The following is a 19,798-nucleotide window of genomic DNA, read 5'->3' as shown; positions in this document are numbered from 1 at the left end:
CAGATGAGCGGCTTTTTTTGTGTCGGCCAAAGGCTTACTCGCCGGAATCCAGCGGCAATCGAATCTTCGCTTCCAGTCCACCCTGCGGTCGGTTAGCCACGTGGATCTCACCGCCGTGCGCGTCCACAATCCGCCGAACGATGGCCAGCCCCAGGCCAGAGCCAGCACCACCGCGTGCGCTGTCGCCCTGCTGGAATGGCTGAAACAGTTCATCAAGACGGTCCAGCGGAATGCCCTCCCCGTTGTCCTCCACCTTAAACCAGACCCAGCCCCGCTCTACCCCGGAGCTGAGCCGGAGCCAGCCGTTACCGTAGCGCAGGCCGTTTTCCACCAGATTGGTGATCACCCGCTTGATCGCCACCGGCTGCAGCTTGATGGTGGGGGTGTCGGCCAGGGCCAGCTCGATCTGCTGGCCACGAACCTCCTCCTGCTGAGCCACATCCTGCAGCAGCTCATCCACGCTCATCACCTGCATCTCTTCATCCTGGTGGCCCCGGATAAAGGCGATGAACTGATCGATGATGGCGTTCATGTCGTCGATGTCCGCTTCAATCCCCTCTTTCAGGAAATCGTCCTGCTGACTCATCATCTCAGTGGAAAGGCGGATCCGGGTCAGTGGGGTGCGCAAGTCATGGGAAACCCCCGCCAGCAACAGATTGCGGTCCGCTTCCAGTTCAGCCATGGAGCGGGCCATCTGGTTAAACGCCTTAGTCACTTCCATCACTTCGGCGGAACCGGAAAGCGGCAGCGGTTTGGGGAAGCGTCCCCGGGATACCTGAAGCGCCGCACGTTGCAGCCGTCGCAGGGGCCGGCTCTGCAGGCGGGCAAACCACCAGCCTCCCAGTACCGACAGCGCCCCGATCACCATCAGGTAGATGGTCAGCGGATTGACCTTGGACTCGTCGAAACCGGACAGCGGCACCCGCAGCCAGATCTGTGGCGCCTGAGGGGGGCGGATCCAGATCTGGTACTGTTCACCACCGGCGATGCGCACTTCCGCTTCCCCGCCGAGGTATTCGCTCATCTGGTCAGACAGAATGCGGTAGTAGGTGGCGTCGTTCAGCCCCTCGGCGCGGGCTTCGGGTACCGAGAACGCGTCCATATGCTGGTCTTCCGTGAGCTTTTCGCGGATGGCATCGAGCGGCGTCAGGGTATCGAGGTCCAGCTGCAGGTCACGGAACACCAGCTCCACCTGGCGGGCCAACAGCTGGTTGATCTGCTGAGTCGATGGCTTGATCACGTAGACCGCCACCGACACATAGGAGACCAGCTGGTTGATCAACAACAGGCAGCCAATCAGCAGTACCGTCTGGCCAAAGTTACTGCGGGGCAGTAATCGCCAACGCACTAGCGGGCACTGCCGTCCGGTACGAACACGTAGCCCAGGCCCCACACGGTCTGGATATAGCGCGGGTTGGACGGGTCATCTTCGATCAGGCGGCGCAGGCGCGACACCTGCACATCGATGGAACGTTCCAGCGCACTGTAATCCCGGCCCCGGGCCTGGTTCATCAGCTTGTCACGGCTCATCGGTTCACGCGGGTTGCTGACCAGCACCTTGAGAACCGCGAATTCACCCGAGGTGAGCGACACCGGCTCATCACCTTTGTACATCTCACGGGTGGCGAGGTTGAGCCGGTACTGGCCAAACACCACCTCCGCCTCCTCCTGAGAGGGCGCACCGGGCACTTCGGCGGGGCGGCGACGCAGCACCGCCTTGATACGGGCCAGCAGCTCACGGGGGTTAAACGGCTTGGGCAGGTAGTCGTCGGCACCCAGTTCGAGGCCGATGATGCGGTCCACTTCATCGCCCTTGGCGGTCAGCATCACGATGGGGATTTCATTGCCCTTTTGGCGCAGGCGGCGACAGATGGAGAGGCCATCCTCACCGGGCAACATCAGGTCGAGCACCAACAGGTGGAAGTTCTCCCGCTCCAGATGGCGGTCCATCTGCTCGGAATCGGCGGCGGAACGCACCTGGAACCCCTGCTCCACCAGATAGCGCTCCAGCAGGTTGCGCAGGCGCATATCGTCATCCACCACCAGGACCTTTGTCGTCTCCTGATTCATCCCTTATCTCCCTCAGTCCTCGAACGCCCTGTAGCGTATCTCATTAATATAAAACAGTTGGTCACCGTTCGGCGTGCGCACTTTAACCTCGTCATCCACGGCTTTTCCCAACAGGGCACGAGCCAGTGGTGAGTCGATGCTTATCTTACCCACCTTAACGTCAAACTCGTCCGGGCCAACCAAACGGTACCGTTTTTTGTCGCCATCATCGTTCTCAAGTTCCACCCAGGCGCCGAAATAGACCTTGCCCTCCTGGCGCGGATCCGGCTCCACCACCCGCAACACCTCCATCCGTTTGGACAGGAACCGAACCCGTCGGTCGATCTCGCGCAGGCGCTTCTTACCATAGATGTACTCGGCATTTTCACTGCGGTCGCCCAACGCGGCCGCCTCAGAAACCGACTGAGTCACCCGGGGGCGCTCCTCCTTCCACAGATATTTCAGTTCCGCTTCCAGCGCGTTCCAGCCATCCTTGGTGATCAGATCTGCCTTTTTCATTGCCACAAAAATCCGTTAAAAATCGCCGCGGTCCCTGTGCTAAGGTGACCGTCATTTTTCCGTTTGTATCCCGCCGGCGCGGGTGAACGCAAGTATTGACACCATGGAACCGATTTCACACCTTATCGCCCAGGAGTTGGGCGTCCGGCCGCAACAGGTACAAGCGGCCATCACTCTGCTCGACGACGGCGCGACCGTGCCCTTTATTGCCCGTTACCGCAAAGAGGTGACCGGCACCCTCGATGACACCCAGCTGCGCACCCTGGAAACCCGACTCGGTTACCTGCGTGAACTGTCTGATCGTCGCCAGAGCATCCTCAAATCCATCGACGAGCAGGGCAAACTGAGCGACAGCCTGCGGGCGGCCATCGAAGCGGCCGACACCAAGACCGCACTGGAAGACCTCTACCTGCCTTACAAACCCAAACGCCGCACCAAAGGGCAGATCGCCATCGAGGCGGGTTTGCTGCCGCTGGCCGACAGCCTGTTTGAGAACCCCAGCCAGGACCCGGAACAGAGCGCCAGCGCCTACCTCAATGCCGAGGCCGGTTTCGACACCACCAAGGCCGTTCTGGACGGCGCCCGCGCCATCCTGATGGAACGCTTTGCCGAGGACGCCACCCTGCTGGCCAAAATCCGCCAGCACCTGCAGCAGAATGCCCACCTGAAGAGCCAGGTGATCAGCGGGCAGGAGAGCAACGGCGCCAAGTTCCAGGATTACTTTGACCACGCCGAGCCCTGGGCCAAAGTGCCCTCGCACCGCACTCTGGCAATGCTGCGCGGCCGCAACGAGGGGGTTCTGGCCCTGTCTCTGGAGGCCGACCCCAATAAAGAGGAGGGTGACCGCAGCTCCTACTGCGAGCAGATCATCGCCCAACACTTTGCTATCCCCACCGGCAACCAACCGGGTGAGCGCTGGCTGCAGCAGCTGTGCCAGTGGACCTGGCGGGTCAAGATCAGTCTGGCGATGGAAACCGAGTTGCTGGGTGACCTGCGTGAGCGCGCCGAAGCGGACGCCATCAAGGTGTTTGCTGAGAACCTCTCAGACCTGCTGATGGCCGCCCCGGCCGGCATGCGCCCCACCCTGGCCCTCGACCCCGGCCTGCGTACCGGCTGCAAAGTGGCGGTGGTGGACGGCACCGGCAAACTGGTGGCCACCGACACCATCTACCCCCACGCCCCGCAAAAACGCTGGAATGACGCCCTCACCGTCCTGGCCAAGCTGGTCAACCAGCATCAGGTTGAGCTGATTGCCGTGGGCAACGGCACCGCCTCGCGGGAGACCGACAAGCTGGCCGGTGAACTGATCAAAGCACTGAAGAAGCCGGGCCTCACCAAGGTGATGGTGAGCGAAGCGGGCGCCTCGGTGTACTCCGCTTCCGAAACCGCAGCACTGGAGTTCCCAACCCTGGATGTGGCTCTGCGGGGCGCCGTTTCCATCGGCCGCCGCCTGCAGGACCCGCTGGCAGAGCTGGTGAAGATTGAACCCAAGTCCATCGGCGTCGGCCAGTACCAGCATGACGTCAGCCAGACCCAGCTGGCCCGTTCCCTGGATGCGGTGGTGGAAGATTGCGTAAACGGCGTCGGGGTCGATCTCAACACCGCCTCAGTGCCCCTGCTGACCCGGGTGGCTGGCCTCAGCCGCACCCTGGCGCAGAACATTGTCCAGTTCCGCGATGAGCATGGCCGCTTCACCAACCGCAAGCAGCTGCTGAAAGTGGCGCGCCTCGGCCCGAAAGCCTACGAACAGTGCGCCGGCTTCCTCCGCATCGCCGGAGGCGACAATCCACTGGACGGCTCCGGCGTGCACCCGGAAGCCTATCCGGTGGTGAAAAAGATCAGCGCCCACACCGGCGTCGCCGTGGCGGAACTGGTGGGTAACTCCGGTGTGCTGCAATCCCTGCGCGCCGGTGACTTTACCGACGAACGCTTCGGTCTGCCCACCGTCAACGACATCCTGAAGGAGCTGGATAAACCGGGACGCGACCCCCGCGGCCAGTTCGAAACCGCCGCCTTTGCTGAAGGGGTGGAGAAGGTGTCCGATCTGGAGCCTGGCATGGTGCTGGAAGGGGTGGTGACCAACGTGGCCAACTTTGGCGCCTTTGTGGACATCGGTGTGCATCAGGACGGTCTGGTGCACATCAGCGCCCTCTCCAACAAATTCGTTGAAGACCCGCGCACCGTAGTGAAAGCCGGCGACGTGGTGAAGGTGAAAGTGATGGAGGTGGACGTTCCGCGTCAGCGTATCGGCCTCTCCATGCGCCTGGATGACCAACCCGGTGAAGCCCGCAGCCAACGCAGCGGTGGTCAGGATCGTCCCACCCGGCAACCCCGTAAAGAGTCCCGCCCGGCACGCCAGTCCGACCCGGCCGGTGGCGGCCTGTCCGGCGCCTTCGCGGACGCCTTTGCCAACGCCAAAAAGCGCCGTTAACCGCGCAGCCTGAGCGACCAAAAGCCACCCCGAGGGGTGGCTTTTTTGTTCATTGCCAGTCGCTGTTGTCCCACTGACCGTCGTCCCAGATCAGCACCACATCGGTGCCAGGCGGCTCAATCGGCTGGGTGGGGGTGTGGCCGTTCTCACTGTCACTGTGGTCACTGCCACAGGCAGCCAACATCAGCGCGACAGCGGCTATCCAAAGAGGCTTCATACCGCCCCCTTAACGCAGTGAAGAGTGGAAGTAGACCTGGTAACCACCGAGCAATGACGCTTTGATGGCTTCAACACTGGGCAGATCCTGCGGCGCCAGCTGGTAATCGCCACTGCCATCACGAGGCAGTGCAACCTTGCCAAGCTCCAGCCGTGTGGCGTTACTGAACCACTCACTGTCGTGCGCTGGATGACGGACAGTCAGGCGGGTTTCGGTATAAAAGTAAGCGGCCACCTCGTTGATGTCGCTCAGGTCGTAATCGACCTTAAGGACATTCTCCAGTCGAGCAGGCTGGTCGCAAAAATAGAACGCCTTCGAATAGCCAGCCACGTCACTCCCGGTAAGGGCAGCCTGATATTGAGGCGTCACCATCGGCGCTTTCGGTACCATCAGGTTGAGGCGTCGTGTCGTGCCATCCGCGTCCATCAAAGTAAAGGCACTGCTGACAAAGGGGACGCCTGAAAACACCAGTTCGGAACCGGTCTCAACGGATGTGCAGAAGCGGGATTCGAAGTCCGGCAACAACGCATCCACCTGTTCCTGCAGCGTCGCCAGGGCAGATTGCAGATCACTCACCTCAGCGCTGACCATACTGAGCTGCTCATCAGTACCGGCCTGCGCCTGAGCCAGGATGGAAAAATTGGCATTCACCTCGTTGGCCTTGGCGGCCTGGCCCGCTTCGAAGGTGTAGGGCAGAGGAGTGGCCATGGCGGCAGGGGCCAGCAGGGTCAATACGGCGGCAATGGGTTTCATCGGGTTCAGCTCCAAGGGACGGTGGGATCCAGGCGCGGAATGTCCTTGGGCCTGTCGATGGCAGCCGGTATCCGATGCCGCTGCGATTTCCGGAGATACTTTAAAGCGAGCCCAATGCGCCACAACCTCCATGATTAGAAATTTGAATCACACCAGGGCCAACCGCAGGATTTTCCGAGATGTCGGGCCACGCCACCAAACATATGCTTCTGTTTTAATTGCGTTATTTTCGAAATGGCGCTCTACATTAAATCTTCCGAAACATCGTGATAAGCTGAACTTATTGCGATGACGAAGGATGGCGCACCATGGCCAAGGACCGATTTAATAACCTGGATCTCAACCTGCTGCGCACCTTTGTGGTGTTGGCGCAGGAGGGCAATATGCGCCGGGCCGCCGCCCGCCTCCATGTCACCCAACCTGCTGTCAGCCACGCCCTGCAGCGACTGCGCCACCATTTCGAAGATGAGCTGTTTATCAAGGTGCCGGGAGGCATGACCCCCACCCAGTTTGCTCGCACCCTGCAGGAACGATTGAAACCGGTACTGGTGGGGCTGGCAGAAGCCGTCAACGACAATAACGCGTTTAACCCGGCGGAACTGGACACCACCCTTCGCATCGCCCTGCCTCCGCACCTCAACCACTACATCGGAGCCACCCTTTACCGCCGCCTGAACCGCGATGCCCCCAACGCTTCGGTGGAGTTGATGGAGTGGGGGGGACACACCCCGGTGCTACTGCTAAATGGCGAACTGGATGTCGGGGTCAACATCCCGTTTCCCCACCGTTCCAAAGAGCTGATTGCCGCTCCGGTTGGTCAGGACTCAGGGGTGATGATGGTGCACCACGATCACCCCTATAAAGGCCGGAGCATCACCCCGGAGCAGCTTTCCCGCTGGGGTCTGGCCTGCCTGTTCAATCCCGGCATTACCGACCAGCAACCGATCATCCAGCGGGTGCTGGAAGCGCATGGCCACAGCGCCAAGATCCGCTTTCGCAGCGCCTCGCTCCCCACCATCTTTTCGGTACTGCGCCAGCACGACTACTTCTTTCCCCACACTGCCGCGCTGGCAGACAGCCATGCCCCGGAGTTTCGCCCGGTGCAACTGGAGGTGGCCCCCCATTACCTGACGGTGGATATGTTCGCTTATTACCATCGGGGCCATCAGCATCCAGCGGTCACCCTATGGCTGGTGGAGCACCTGGCGGAGGCCCTGCGCGGCTACCTCAAGCCCCTGTTGCTGAGCGATAAGTGGGATTAATCAGCGCCTTCAAAACGGGTCATTAGCCAGTACCCATACGGTCCATTACCCTGCGATTCCTTTTCAGAGATGAGGAATTGCCATGCGTACCCTGTTCGCGATCACCTTGCTGGTATTCACTGCCTCCACCCAGGCTTCCTGGCTGGAGGGCAAGATGATGGGTGTCCACGTTGGCCAGATCAGCTATGACACGGATGGGCTGTACGATGACTACCGCTTTGATGATCGAGCCTCCTCATGGGGCCTCTACACCGCCGCGCCAGTGAACGACTGGCTCGACCTTGAGGTGCACTACAACTACCTGGGTGGCTACGAGATTAAGGACTCGGTGTTCCATTACTGGAAAGACCGCTTCCACAGCCTGACCACCACCGCCCGTTTTCATACCCATCTGACTCCGCAATGGTCAATCTACGCCCGTGCCGGGTTCGGTGTGGTGCTGCTGGATCAGCAGGCGATCATCTGGGAAGGTGGCAGCCGACTGGATACTGCCAGTGGTGGCGGCGATATCCACCTTGGTGCCGGCCTGGCTTGGCAGTTCCATTCCAAACTGGCACTGACACTGGACTACCAGCTGCACAGTTTTCTGATGGAGAGCGGCTACAGCGATTACCTGCAAACTCTGTCCGGGTTTAACGCGGGGCTGCGTTACACCTTTTAAGTGCGGGCTTCGAAAGCGGGGGGCGTGCGGGGCTCGGCAACCCCTTCATAGTGGTGCCGGACAATCTGTTCAAACCGGGCGTAAGCCGCTTTATCCAGATCCTGAGCGGGATGGTGGTCGACGCTGCTGGCGACATGGCTGCGACGGCTTCCCGGCCGCTCCATCACCGGACGGGCCTGGGCCAACGCCTCGCGCCAGCTCAGTGGCCCTTCCCGGCCCTGTTGCGGCGGAGGCTGATCGCTCTGTTCCTGCTCCTCACCGGACTGCCGCTGTTGCGATTGCTGGCGTGGATCGATGCGACTGCGCTCCCGTTCCGGATCCAACGCCCGCTCCGCCGCACTCTTGAGCAACGGCTCTGGCCGGCTGATCGGCACCCGCAACGCCGCCTCCCGCTGCGCACTCTCCGTGGCCGGGTTACTGGTGGCGATAGGGACATTAGGAAAATTGGAAACCAGGAACATGTGAGCCAGCACCTCCCTGGTTAATTATCAACCGATCAGTGGCTTAGGTAAAACCTTTTCAGCTGCGCCAGTGTATCGGCGCGGTGGGAGATAAAGGGGGCATGGGCCGCCTTGGCCAGCACCACCGACTGAGACTGCGGGGCCAGGGCATCCACCTGACTGACGGTGCGGGCCGGCACCAGACCATCCAGGCGACCATAAAGGCGCAACCAGGGCATCGTCAGCTGGTTCAGCTGCAACCGCAGGTCGGCGCTGGCCAGGATGGTTAAACCGTCGGCCAGTGCACTCGGCGCCGGTTGAGGCCGTGCCGTCACCGCCGCTTTCAGTTGACGGACGTCGGCCTTGGCACTGGGGGATCCCATCGCCTGCAGCGCAAAGAAGCGCTCCACCGTGCGCGGCAGATCCAGCGCCAGCTGGTCGGCAAACTGGGCTAACACCTCGGGCTTAATGCCCGGCCAGTCCGGCCCCGCCTGAAAACAGGGGGAGCTGGCCAACGTCACCAGGCTGCGGACCCGTTGCGGCGCCATCAGCGCGGCCTGGGTCGCGACCAGGCCACCTAATGACCAGCCCAGAAGGTGTACCGGCTCCGATTCTGCCGCCAGCACCGCGTGGGCCAGCCCGGAAAGGGTGGTCTGTGGCAGCGCGCCGGAATGGCCGAAACCCGGCAGGTCGACGGCCCCGACCCGGAACCCCAGCGCCACCAGTTCACTCGCCATCTCCTGCCACACCGCACCGTTCATACCCCAGCCATGCAGCAGCATCAGCGGCGCGCCCTCTCCTTGCCAATGGATGTGCAGATCGGGCTGGGCTAGGGTGGGTTCGATGGACATGGACCTTTCCTTATGGCTGAAGCGCCTGCTCGGCGTGATGGAGCGCAGTTTACCCAACCGTTGCTTGCTGTGTCAGCAGACCTGTCTGCAGGGGCGGGGGTTGTGCGATGTGTGTTTGGCGGATGGCGAACCCGGCCCCTTGTGTCTGGGTTGCAGCAAGCCGCTGCCCGCCCCGGTACCGTGGCGCTGCGGCAGTTGCCTGGGGAAAAAGCGTTGGCGCCCGCTGGTGTGCGCCTACCCCTACCATCATCCGCTCGGCTATCTGGCCGGAGCGATCAAGATCCAACGCCGCATGAGCCTGCTGTCGCCACTGTGTGATGCTCTGGCACAGCGACTGGAGGGGTTATGGCAACTGGGTGCCCTGCCCCGACCGGACGCGTTACTGGCGGTGCCGATGCATCGCCGCAAACTGGTTCAGCGGGGCTTTAACCACAGCGCCCTGATTGCGGTTGCGCTGGGCGAGCGTTTGCACCTGCCGGTGCTCAACGAGCGGGTTATCAAGGTTCGCCCCACCCGCGACCAACATGGCCTGAACGGGGCGGAGCGACGGCGTAATCTGCGGGGCTGTTTTCAGGTGATACCCGGCGCCAGGATGCACAATCTGGCGCTGGTGGACGATGTGGTCACCACCGGCACCACCTTCGCCAGCCTGGCGGCAACGCTGCGACGCGATGGCCACAGCGTCAGCCAATACTGGGCACTGGCCAGTGCCCTGAATACCGTCAGTTAAGGGCAGGCACCATAAACAGGCTATTGGCCACCAACCGCTCGGAACCGAGCCAGAAGTTGCGGAACAACGGGTTGTCCGCCATCAGGATGTATTGACCGGCACCCTGGCCCATTACCTGCGCCGCCACTTCGCCCGCCAGCGCTTTCTGGTATTCCGGTGCCATATAACCGGAGCGCAGTAACGCCTCCGGGTAGTGCGCCACACTGCGGCCCTTACTCTCTTTGGCCGCCAGAGACAGTTCCCGGTTTTTCATCATGGGCAGCTCAGCGCTCAGGCCAAAACCGAGAGGATGGGTGGTGTCCAGTTGCCAATTGACGATGGCACCACCAATGGTGCGGCGAGCGTGCTCACTGTTACGCTGAGCAAACGCCAACTGCTCTCCGGCATGGGCAAATTCCGGAGCAAAATAGCTGCGCTGGCGTACGGTCACATCCACCAGACCCCACTGGGCCAGGCGGGCCACACCACGCTTCCACGCCACCACCGTGCCGCCCTGGCGGACAAAGGGCTCGATCGCAGCTTTCGCTCCGGTCAGCTTGCTGTAGGCGCCGTCCACCAGGAACAGATGGGTAAACTCCTGCAACGGTGCACGGGTAAAGTACTCGCCATCCAGCAGTACGGTTTCGATGCCCAGCACCTGGTCAAGGTAGAACCACAGCATGCCCGCCTCGTACTGACTGACATCCCGACCAATCAGGATGGCGGGCTTCACCGCCGTGGCCGCATGGAAACGGCGGCTGCCAAGATCCGAACCGGCCAACGCCTGGCCGGAAACCAGAGGATGAGCCTGTACCCCAAGCTCCGCCTCAATCTGGCTTAGCGCCTGAGCCAGACCCGGCTGATTACCCAGCAACGTCAACGCCCCGGCCTGGTAATCCAGCGCGCCCTGACGGGCCATCACCTGACCGCCGGTTTCCGCAAAGCGTACCCGGAACCCCGCTTCCAGCAATCGATTCAGCGCCGCCGGGGCCAGTCGGTCCTGCCAGGGGATCAGCCACTGCAGCGCCGGTTGCTGATAATCGATCTTGGGCAACGCCGGTGCCATCGGCTGGGTACGCGGCGCGCGACGCACTTCGGCCCTGGTCAGGTCAAACGCCAGCTCTGCCGAGAACGCCGAGACGTCGTAAAAGGTGTTGTCGGCAAACGCCGTACGCTGATCAAACAGCGCTTCAATGAGGCGGTACTGAGGCTGCTCAAAGGGAATAAACAGGTCACCAGCCGCAAAGGCGATCTCATCCTGCTGCACCGCTGCAGTCAGGTACTGAAACTGCACCCGATGGCTGCGCAGGATATCGGCAAAGGCGTTGAGGCGAGCGCGGTCACCCCGTGCCGACACCAGATAACCCGCACCACGACGATCATCCGCCTTGTCGAGAGCGTCACGGAAGAACTGGCGTTGGTACTCCCTCAGCGCGTCCGCCTCGGCAATGGCACCGCGCACAGTGGAGAAGGAGGTGGCCAGGTGATTACGCACCCCCAGCGCCAGCGTCACTTCGCCGTAATCGCTGTCCCGGTGCAGGCCACGGGCAGTGGCCTGTTCAAACAAAATGCCCACCGAGCCATTGATGTCCGGATAGGTGGAGCCTTTGCCGTAGTAGAAATCGTCAAACGACTCGCGGGAGAAATAGGGCTGATACAGTGCATCCAAAGCCCGGGCATGGTGTTTGGCGATGCGGGCGGTCAGGGCCTGATTCTCCGCTGGCGTCAGCGGGTGGGTGCGGTCCGGCACCCCGGGCTGGAAGAAGTAACTGCTCTGGTGGCCCATCTCGTGGTAATCGCTCACCACGTGAGGCAACCAGCGTTGGAAAAACGCCACCCGTCCACGGCTTTCCGGATGGGCTTGGTACAGCCAATCCCGGTTCAGGTCCGCCCAGAAATGGTTAACCCGGCCGGAGGGCCAACCCTGAAAATGCTCACGGTGGTAGTTATGGCCGCTGGGTACTGACCCCCGATACCCATTCACCCAGTTGCTGAACCGGTCATTGCCGTCTGGATTCTGGCTAGGCGTGATCACCACGATGGCATCCTCCAGCCAGTTTTTTACCTCCACCGACTGACCCGCCGCCAGGTGATAGGCGAACAAAGGACTGGCATGCAGGCCGCTGGCTTCATCACCGTGAATGGAGTACGCCAGCCAGATCACCACCGGCCCATCCACCCGATCACCGGCGGCCGCACGGGCGCGTTGCGCCAGCAGATCATCAAGCCGCTGGTGATTCGCTTCGCTGGTGATGATGGCCGCCCATTGGGGTCGTCCCTGGTGACTGAAGCCAATGTTCTCCAATGTCACCCGCCCGCTATTATTAGCAAGACGATGGAAGTAGGCACTTACTTCATCGTAACGAAGATGGCGCTCTCCCACACTGCCGCCAAAGTGTTGAGTCGGTGTAGGCAAGGTGTCCAGGTAGGGCGTGTCGGGTGCCAGAGTGGCTAAAGGTGAGGCTGTTACAGAGGGGATCGCGAGGGCCAAAAGGAGGGCCCCAATCGATATCAGTTTCTTCATCGTCCATGAACCGCTTGTTATCGTTATCGTTCGCCAGTGTAACAATCGGCCTACGCCCTCGCCAGCAAACCGTGATCTGCTTCACCGTCTGACTCTATAATCGGCGTCACAATCCGGTTATCATGAGATATCCGAGTCAAAAGCTCAGGTTTTAAGAGAGCCAGTATGATCACCATTACCGAAGCCGCCCAGGCGCACTTTGCCAAACTGTTGTCTTCCCAGCCGGAAGGCACCAACATCCGTGTTTTCGTGATTAACCCGGGCACCCCGCAAGCGGAGTGTGGTGTCTCCTACTGCCCGCCGGACGCAGTGGAAGCCGATGACATCGAACTGCCGTTTGAAGGCTTTAACGCCATGGTGGACGAGAAGAGCGCGCCGTTCCTGGATGACGCCCTGATCGATTACGTCACCGACCAGCTCGGCAGTCAGCTGACCCTGAAAGCCCCCAACGCCAAGATGCGCAAAGTGGCCGACGACGCCCCGCTGCGTGACCGCGTTGAGTACGTTATCCAGTCTCAGGTTAACCCGCAGCTGGCTGGCCACGGTGGCTTTATCACCCTGATGGAACTGACCGACGACGGCATCGCCGTCATCCAGTTCGGTGGCGGCTGCAACGGTTGCTCCATGGTCGATGTCACCCTGAAAGACGGCATCGAGAAGCAGCTGCTGGAAGAGTTTTCCGGTGAGCTGACCGCAGTGAAAGACGTGACTGAGCACGAGCACGGCGAACACAGCTACTTCTGATTGCCCAAGGGCAATAAACAAAACGCCGGCATCATGCCGGCGTTTTTGTCAGCCCCACTGGCCCCGTCGCCAGCTCCAGAGAAAGTGGCCCGGCAGGCTCAGGCTGCGCAGGGTGATAAAGCCGCAGAACGCCAGCCACAGGGCATGGTTGCCTGGCAGGGAGTCGCGCACCAGCCACCACAGGGCAAAAAATCCCAGCGCCGAACAAAGCATGCTGTTGCGCATGGCCGCGCCGCGGGCAGCGCCGATGTAAACCCCATCAAACAGGAAACAGGTAAACGCCAGCAGCGGGTAGATCACCACCCAGGGCAGGTACTCTGCCGCCGTGCTGCGGACGCTGTCGATGCTGGTTAGCATGGCGATGATGCCCTCGCCCGCCCCGGCAAACACCAGGGTAAACGCCAGCGCCGTCAGGGCCGACCAGAATCCCCCCAGCACCACAGCCCGACGGATGCCATCCCGATCCCGTGCGCCGCTGGAACGCCCCACTTCCGCTTCCGCCGCGTAAGCAAAGCCATCCAGCGCATAGGCCATCAGCAGGGTGAAGTTCATCAGCACCGAGTTGGCGGCCACCACCGCGTCTCCCAGCCGGGCCCCCTGGGCGGTGACAAACGCCATGCACAGCTGCAGGCAGAGGGTACGGATAAAGATGTCGCGGTTGAGCGCCAGCAGGCGGCCGCTGCCCTCGAGCGACAGTTGAGCCAGAGTGGCGCGTTGTCGTAACTCGTCAGGCAGGGAGTGCCACACCAGCGCCAACGCCAGCAGCAGCGCACCGTAATCGGCGATCACACTGGCCCCGGCGGCACCGGCCACGCCCCAGCCGAACCCCACCACAAACAGCAGGTCGAGGGCGATGTTGACGCCGTTGGTGCACAGCAGCAGCCACATCGCCGCCCGCGGGTTCTGCCGGCCCAACAGGTAACCCAGCAGCACCAGGTTGAGCAGTGCCGCCGGGGCAGACCAGATCCGCACCTCGAAGTACACCGCGGCATAGTGCTGGACTTCGCTGCTGCCCCCCACTAGGGTCAGGGCCATCGACAGAATCGGCGCTTGCAACAGCAACAATAGGGCGGCCAGCCCCAGCGCCATCACTCCGGCCTGGTACAGCACCCGCAACTGCCCTAAGGCATCCCCGGCGCCAAACGACTGCGCCACCAACCCCGTGGTGGCCATCCGCAAAAATCCCAGAATCCAAAACAAAAAGGTTATAATCATGGCGCCAACGGCCACGCCACCGAGATAGTAGGCGTCGCTCAGATGGCCGATCACGGCCGTATCCACCAGCCCCAACAAGGGGATAGTGACATTGGACAGGATCATCGGCAGTGCCAGCATGAAGGTGCGACGATGCCCCTCCCACTGCCGCAAGATGGCGGTGACCGTCATAACAGGAATTGGGAACCTCAATGAAGAAAACGATAATCCGGCTGCTGACGTGGCTGCCGTTGTGGTGTGCCGTGCTGCCGGTTCAGGCTGCGGTGATCCTACAGTACCATCACGTCAGCGAAAACACGCCGGCCTCGACCTCGGTAACCCCGGCCCAGTTTGAACAACAGATGGCCTACCTGGCCGACAATCAATTCAACGTGGTATCACTGCAAACCGTGGTGGATGCCATCCGCACCAAGACTGACCTGCCGCCCAAAACCGTCGCCATCACCTTTGACGACGGCTACCAGAACATCTTTGAGAATGGCCACCCCATTCTGAAGCGTTACGGCTTTCCCTATACCCTGTTCATCAACCCGGAGCCGGTTGGCCGCGCCAACATGATGGATTGGGACACCCTGAGCCAACTGAGCCAGGAGGGCGCCACCATCGCCAACCACAGCTACCGCCATGGTCACCTTATCCGCAAGCAGGAGGGGGAAAATCAGGCCCAGTGGGAAGCGCGCATCCGTGCCGATATTGAGAAAACCGAGGCGATCATCGCCGAGAAAACCGGCCATAACGTCAAGATGCTGGCCTACCCCTACGGCGAGTACAACCAGGCCCTGCGCCAGCTGCTCGACAATATGGGCTTTGTCGGTATCGGCCAGCACTCCGGTGCCGCCGGCCCCTACTCCAGCCTGACCGCCGTTCCGCGCTACCCGGTTGCCGGGCCTTACGCCGATATGGCCACCCTTAAGGTCAAACTGCACAGCCTCAATATGCCGGTGGCGGCGGTGGACGGCGAAGAGTCCGAACTGATCGGCCGCAATCGCCCCACCCTGACCGTAACCCTGGCCGGGGATGACGTCCGCACCAAGGAGCTGATGTGCTTTATCCAGGGTCAGGGAGCCAAGGCCCCGACCTGGCTGGACGCCAATACCTTTACCATCCAGGCCGACCTGCCGCTGCCCGCCGGCCGTAGCCGCTACAACTGCACTGCGCCAAGCCGCAGCCAAAACGGCTACTACTGGTATTCCCAGCCGTGGATCCAGGCCAATCCTGATGGCAGCTGGCCTGCGGAGTAACGAGTCTGAACAATAAAAAGGCACCCGAATGGGTGCCTTTTTATTGCGGTACTGCGCCCCTTCAACCTGAGTACGCCCCGATGATCACCGGCAGGTCCTGCTCCAGCTGCGCCATCGATACTTTGCGCAGGGTGCCCAGTTCACCACTGGGGCGGAAGAACGCCTCAATCGCCCCTTCAGGATTGATCAGCACCAGGTCGGCGGAGTGGTCCACCAGATACTCGCCACCATTGGGGTTGTCCACCAGGGCGTAGACCAGCCCCAGCGACTGGGTAAAGGGAAACAGCTGGGCGTGTTCACCGGTCACCGCCATAAATCCGGGCCGGAAGAACTCGACATACTGACCCAGCTTCTCCGGGTCATCCCGGCCGGGGTCGACCGACAGCAACACCACCTGCACCGGCTTCTCGCCAAGCCGCTCCTCCAGCTTAGGATAGACCCGGGCCAGATCCGACATGGTGGTGGGGCACACGTCCGGACAGGAGGTGTAGCCCACGAAAAACAAACTCCACTGCCCCTCCAGCCGCGCACGGTCAAAGGGCTGGCCGTTGTGGTCGGTCAGGGAGAACTCCGGCAGTGGCCGCGCCTGCTCCAGCCACAGTGCCGACACCTCCGGACGCGGCGCGGGGCCCTTCAGGCTCAGGGACAGCCCCGCCACCAGAGCCACCAGCCCCAGCAACACAATCCATTGGTTCGACGCCTTCATAGCAGCAGCTCCAGATAGTGGTCCACCAGCAGCAGCACGAACAACGCCAGCAGCTGCCAGATGGAGAACAGGAACAGCTTGATGGGTTCATAGCGCTCCGGCTGGAACTTCAGCTGCCAGGCGCGCCAGACAAACCAACCACTGAGCACGGTGGAGCCCAGCAGATACAGAGGGCCGCTCATCCCCACTAACACCGGCAACAGGCAGGCCAGTGCCAGCAGGAAGCTGTAGAGCAGGATGTGGGTTTTGGTGTACTCCACACCGTGGGTCACCGGCAGCATCGGCAGTCCGGCGCGGGCGTAATCCTCTTTCCGGTGGATCGCCAGCGCCCAGAAGTGCGGTGGCGTCCAGGCGAAGATGATGATCACCAGCAGCATGCCGTGGCCGTGGAAGTCCCCGGTCACCGCGGTCCAGCCCAGCAGCGGCGGCATCGCCCCGGCCAGGCCGCCAATCACGATGTTCTGTGGCGTCGCCCGCTTCAGAAAGCCGGTGTAGATCACCGCATACCCGACCAGGCTGGCGCAGGTCAGCCACGCCGTCAGCGGATTCACCAGAGCATAAAGCAGGGTAAACCCGGCCACCCCAAGCACCGCGGCGAAAATCAGGGCCTGACGCGGTGCCACTCGTCCCTTGGGCAGCGGACGATTGTGGGTGCGGGCCATGATGGTGTCGATGCGGCGGTCCACCAGGTGGTTAATGGCCGCGGCGGAACCCGCCATCATGCCAATGCCGGTCAGGCCGAAAATCAGGGCAGTGAGCGGTATCCAACCCGGGGTGGCCAGTGCCATGCCGACCAGTGCGGTCACCAGCATCAGCGCCACCACCTTGGGCTTGGTCATCTCCAGATAGTCCCGCCAGGGCCAGGATGGCGCGTGAGTCAGGGCCAGTATCAGCTTTGCCATTTACCCCTCCTTGGCCGGTCGCTGCCAGGCCAGATGATTGATCCAAACCAGAGTCAGCAGCAGCAGTGCTGCCACTCCGTTGTGCGCCACAGCCACCGGCAGCGGCAGCGAGCCAACCACATTGGTCACACCCAGCGCGACCTGCACCAGCAGGACGGTGCCCAGCACGGCCGCAACCCGGTTGGCTCCGCTTTGACGCAGACGCCACCAGAGCCACAGCAGCACCAACGCGGTGATCACCGCGCCGATACGATGACTCACGTGGATGGTCATGCGGGCCGGATAGTCCAGTACCCCAAACTCATAACTCTCTGCCGGAGGCGGCAACGGATGAAACGCGTCAAGCGGCGCCAAATTGCCCATCCAGTCCCCCTCGCAGATGGGCAGCTGAGTACAGACCAATGCCGCATAGTTGGCGGAGGTCCAGCCCCCCAGCATGATCTGTCCCAACAGCACCACCAGTGCCACCGTGGCCAGCACACGCAGGGGCGACAGTTCGATGGCGTTATCGCTTTGCCGCAGCCAGAGCAGGAACAGCAGGCTGAAGATGGCAAACCCGCCCATCAGGTGCCCCATCACCACCACCGGCAACAGGTTCAGGGTGACGGTCCACATCCCCAGCGCCGCCTGAAACAGCACCAGCCCCACCAGCAGCCAGGGCAGCCCTTTCGGGCCATTGGATTTCAGCGACAGCAGCGCCAGGGCAAAGATAAACAGCCCCAGGGTGCCCGCCACGTAGCGATGCACCATCTCTGCCCAGGCCTTGGCCACTTCAACCGGGCGCTCCGGGAAGCGGGCTTCGGCCACCTCCACGTGCTCGGCTGAGGGCACCGTAAGAAAACCATAGCAGCCCGGCCAGTCCGGACACCCCAGGCCCGCGTCGGTCAGTCGGGTAAAGGCCCCCAGCAGAATCACCACAAAGGTGAGGCAGAGAGTAGCAAACGTCAGTTTCTTCATCGGGCCTCCTAGCCAATCCGGCTCAGCTTGAGCAGCTTGCGCAGATCGCTGAGCAGGTCACGCCCCTGCTGGATCTGGGCTTCGGTGCCCTGCACCGCCGGGTAGGCCATCACCCACTGGCCCAGCGGGTCGACTACCACCATGGCCACATCCGCCAATGCCTGCTGCACCGGCATCTCAGCACCGGCGGCCCGCAGCGCCTGGCTGGCCAACTCGCCGCGAATGTCGGGGTCGCTCTGGTCAGTCAGGTAAACCAGCGGCACCACCCGGTCCTGCTCCCGCCCCAGGGCGATGTGGGTTTGACGCAGGGTGGCCAGACGGTCCTGACAGTTTGAGTCACAGTGGGCTGGCAGCAGGGTGATGACCTGCCACTGACGCTCGGCAGGGTTACTGACCGCCAGGCTTTGGTAGGAGAGATTGTTGAGCAGCTGACCCTTGTTGGTGGCACCACTTTGGTACCAACCCTGGGTCAGGTACAGATAGGCCAGTACGACCGGCAGGATGAAGGCGCCGAGCAGCAACCACAGGGTGCGTTTGGCGGTACCGTTGTTGTGGGAGTTCATGAGGGCTCCTCTTATCCACTTCCACGACGACCACCGGTACCGCAGGCGGCCAAAACATTATGTTTCCAACCTATCGGCCTGAGCAGACCGTTGCAAGCGACCAATCTGAATCATCCTCAACAGAATGATGACCAGCGCCACGGCCAGACCGAACCACTGCAGGGCATAGCCCTGATGTTTCTCCGGACTGAGGTTGATGGGCTGCCATGAACGGGCAAAACCCACCAGTTCAGGCTGTTCTACCAGCCACACCACCGGCGCCACCGGCTGTTGCCAATGATCACTGAGCTGCGCCAGTTCCAGCGCCTGGATACGGGTGACAGAACCCGCTTCCGGCAGCAGATGGGCATTGAGTGGATTGTGGCCGGGCCGGTACAAGCGGCCGCTGACACTGAGCCTCTCGGGCAGCGTCGGCAACGTTGGCAGGGTGCGATCCCCCCGTGCCACCGGGACAAAACCGAGGTCGAGCAGGATCCAGGCTCCGCCATCAAAGCGCGCCGGTTGCAGCCAGCGGTAACCCACCTGCCCATCCAGAGTCTGGTTATCCAGCAGCAGAGTCCGCTCTGTTACCGGCTCGACGGTGCCCGCCAGCCGGTAACCCGCCAGTTGCTCACCGGGCCAGTCCGGCAGAGGCCAGTGGAGGGTCTGCTCAGCCCGCTGCGCCAACTGCGCCATCAGGTGCCGCTTCTCCTCGGCGCGGTCCAGCTGCCAGAACCCCAACTTGACCAGGACGCCGATGGCCAGCACAGTGGCTATCAGGGCAGCCCAGATTGCAGGACGTACTGGTTGGCTCATTGCGCCCCCTCAATATCACCACAAGGAGTGCCTGTGATTACCGCGTTCAAAACCGTCATCGTACTGCTGCTGCTGTTTATCCTGTTTAGCCTCGGCCGCGCCGGCTTCGCCATGATCCGGGGTGAAGAGGGCGGCATGACCCGCCACCTTGGCCGACGGGTTGGCCTCTCGGCTCTGGTGCTGGTGTTGCTGGTGGTGGCGATGGCGGCCGGCTGGTTGCCGGTCAACCCCCGCCCCTACTGAGCAGAACGGGTGCGCC

Annotated in this window: 21 protein-coding genes; 7 read left to right on the top strand and 14 right to left on the bottom strand. The window is 62.0% G+C overall.

The genetic code is table 11. The features are described 5' to 3' along the window. Positions 1–34 precede the first annotated feature (34 nt). The 3 genes from envZ to greB are packed head-to-tail and all read right to left on the bottom strand — an operon-like array spanning position 35 to position 2,568. Positions 35–1,348, bottom strand: coding sequence for a two-component system sensor histidine kinase EnvZ (gene envZ / locus FBAL_RS01075; RefSeq protein ID WP_013343729.1), 1,314 nt, complete (start codon positions 1,346–1,348; stop codon positions 35–37). Then, the gene (gene ompR, locus FBAL_RS01070; protein ID WP_013343728.1) at positions 1,348–2,070 is read right to left on the bottom strand and encodes an osmolarity response regulator transcription factor OmpR; all 723 of its coding nucleotides are present in this window, start codon (positions 2,068–2,070) and stop codon (positions 1,348–1,350) included. The genes envZ and ompR overlap by 1 nt, the downstream gene beginning before the upstream one ends. 12 nt (positions 2,071–2,082) lie before the next feature. Beyond that, positions 2,083–2,568, bottom strand: a complete 486-nt coding sequence (greB, locus tag FBAL_RS01065; RefSeq protein WP_013343727.1) for a transcription elongation factor GreB — start codon at positions 2,566–2,568, stop codon at positions 2,083–2,085. 103 nt (positions 2,569–2,671) lie between these two features. Here greB and FBAL_RS01060 point away from each other — a divergent pair, with 103 nt between their 5' ends. Beyond that, the gene (locus tag FBAL_RS01060) at positions 2,672–4,999 is read left to right on the top strand and encodes a Tex family protein (RefSeq protein ID WP_013343726.1); all 2,328 of its coding nucleotides are present in this window, start codon (positions 2,672–2,674) and stop codon (positions 4,997–4,999) included. 49 nt (positions 5,000–5,048) lie between these two features. On the opposite strand, the gene FBAL_RS20355 is transcribed toward FBAL_RS01060, so the two are convergent. Both FBAL_RS20355 and FBAL_RS01055 read right to left on the bottom strand, forming a co-directional pair. Next, positions 5,049–5,216 (bottom strand): hypothetical protein, encoded by a 168-nt coding sequence (locus tag FBAL_RS20355; RefSeq protein WP_013343725.1) that lies wholly within the window; start codon positions 5,214–5,216, stop codon positions 5,049–5,051. 9 nt (positions 5,217–5,225) lie between these two features. Beyond that, entirely contained in the window at positions 5,226–5,969 is a 744-nt protein-coding gene (locus tag FBAL_RS01055; RefSeq protein WP_013343724.1) for a hypothetical protein, read from the bottom strand. A gap of 308 nt (positions 5,970–6,277) precedes the next feature. On the opposite strand from FBAL_RS01055, the gene FBAL_RS01050 reads away from it, so the two are divergent. Together FBAL_RS01050 and FBAL_RS01045 are read left to right on the top strand one after the other, a co-directional pair. Then, on the top strand, positions 6,278–7,231 hold the full coding sequence (locus FBAL_RS01050) for a LysR family transcriptional regulator (protein WP_013343723.1): 954 nt from the start codon (positions 6,278–6,280) through the stop codon (positions 7,229–7,231). Between the two features lie 82 nt (positions 7,232–7,313). Continuing rightward, positions 7,314–7,892: an outer membrane beta-barrel protein gene (locus tag FBAL_RS01045; protein ID WP_013343722.1), complete on the top strand. Its 579-nt coding sequence runs from the start codon at positions 7,314–7,316 to the stop codon at positions 7,890–7,892. On the opposite strand, the gene FBAL_RS19455 is transcribed toward FBAL_RS01045, so the two are convergent. Both FBAL_RS19455 and bioH read right to left on the bottom strand, forming a co-directional pair. Beyond that, positions 7,889–8,353, bottom strand: a complete 465-nt coding sequence (locus FBAL_RS19455; protein WP_013343721.1) for a hypothetical protein — start codon at positions 8,351–8,353, stop codon at positions 7,889–7,891. The genes FBAL_RS01045 and FBAL_RS19455 overlap by 4 nt on opposite strands. 35 nt (positions 8,354–8,388) lie before the next feature. Continuing rightward, positions 8,389–9,183, bottom strand: coding sequence for a pimeloyl-ACP methyl ester esterase BioH (gene bioH, locus FBAL_RS01035; RefSeq protein ID WP_013343720.1), 795 nt, complete (start codon positions 9,181–9,183; stop codon positions 8,389–8,391). Here bioH and FBAL_RS01030 point away from each other — a divergent pair. After that, entirely contained in the window at positions 9,176–9,913 is a 738-nt protein-coding gene (locus FBAL_RS01030) for a ComF family protein (protein WP_049779289.1), read from the top strand. The two genes, bioH and FBAL_RS01030, sit on opposite strands and share 8 nt — an antisense overlap. Here FBAL_RS01030 and FBAL_RS01025 read toward each other — a convergent pair. After that, a complete protein-coding gene (locus tag FBAL_RS01025) occupies positions 9,906–12,416 on the bottom strand; it encodes a M14 family zinc carboxypeptidase (RefSeq protein ID WP_013343718.1) in 2,511 nt (836 codons plus the stop codon). The genes FBAL_RS01030 and FBAL_RS01025 overlap by 8 nt on opposite strands. A gap of 165 nt (positions 12,417–12,581) precedes the next feature. On the opposite strand from FBAL_RS01025, the gene nfuA reads away from it, so the two are divergent. Next, the gene (gene nfuA, locus FBAL_RS01020) at positions 12,582–13,160 is read left to right on the top strand and encodes a Fe-S biogenesis protein NfuA (RefSeq protein ID WP_013343717.1); all 579 of its coding nucleotides are present in this window, start codon (positions 12,582–12,584) and stop codon (positions 13,158–13,160) included. Positions 13,161–13,208: 48 nt separating this feature from the next. Here nfuA and dinF read toward each other — a convergent pair whose 3' ends face one another. Beyond that, positions 13,209–14,546 (bottom strand): MATE family efflux transporter DinF, encoded by a 1,338-nt coding sequence (dinF, locus tag FBAL_RS01015; protein WP_013343716.1) that lies wholly within the window; start codon positions 14,544–14,546, stop codon positions 13,209–13,211. Between the two features lie 20 nt (positions 14,547–14,566). On the opposite strand from dinF, the gene FBAL_RS01010 reads away from it, so the two are divergent. Then, a complete protein-coding gene (locus tag FBAL_RS01010) occupies positions 14,567–15,616 on the top strand; it encodes a polysaccharide deacetylase family protein (RefSeq protein ID WP_013343715.1) in 1,050 nt (349 codons plus the stop codon). Positions 15,617–15,677: 61 nt separating this feature from the next. Here FBAL_RS01010 and FBAL_RS01005 read toward each other — a convergent pair whose 3' ends face one another. From FBAL_RS01005 to FBAL_RS00985, 5 genes are read right to left on the bottom strand one after another with little or no spacing between them, the layout of a single operon-like run. Next, a complete protein-coding gene (locus FBAL_RS01005) occupies positions 15,678–16,322 on the bottom strand; it encodes an SCO family protein (protein ID WP_013343714.1) in 645 nt (214 codons plus the stop codon). Next, on the bottom strand, positions 16,319–17,224 hold the full coding sequence (cyoE, locus tag FBAL_RS01000) for a heme o synthase (RefSeq protein WP_013343713.1): 906 nt from the start codon (positions 17,222–17,224) through the stop codon (positions 16,319–16,321). The genes FBAL_RS01005 and cyoE overlap by 4 nt, the downstream gene beginning before the upstream one ends. Then, positions 17,225–18,181 (bottom strand): COX15/CtaA family protein, encoded by a 957-nt coding sequence (locus tag FBAL_RS00995; protein WP_013343712.1) that lies wholly within the window; start codon positions 18,179–18,181, stop codon positions 17,225–17,227. 8 nt (positions 18,182–18,189) lie between these two features. Next, complete coding sequence (locus tag FBAL_RS00990) at positions 18,190–18,744, bottom strand: hypothetical protein (RefSeq protein WP_013343711.1); 555 nt, start codon at positions 18,742–18,744, stop codon at positions 18,190–18,192. 57 nt (positions 18,745–18,801) lie between these two features. Continuing rightward, positions 18,802–19,539, bottom strand: a complete 738-nt coding sequence (locus FBAL_RS00985) for an SURF1 family protein (RefSeq protein ID WP_013343710.1) — start codon at positions 19,537–19,539, stop codon at positions 18,802–18,804. 33 nt (positions 19,540–19,572) lie between these two features. Between FBAL_RS00985 and FBAL_RS00980 the strand changes: the two genes are divergently transcribed. After that, positions 19,573–19,782, top strand: coding sequence for a DUF2909 family protein (locus FBAL_RS00980; RefSeq protein ID WP_013343709.1), 210 nt, complete (start codon positions 19,573–19,575; stop codon positions 19,780–19,782). Positions 19,783–19,798: the final 16 nt, after the last annotated feature.

This window comes from Ferrimonas balearica DSM 9799 (assembly GCF_000148645.1).
Lineage (GTDB): Bacteria > Pseudomonadota > Gammaproteobacteria > Enterobacterales > Shewanellaceae > Ferrimonas > Ferrimonas balearica.
The sequence above is the reverse complement of the archived record's forward strand: the minus strand, read 5'-3'. Positions and strand labels throughout refer to the sequence as shown.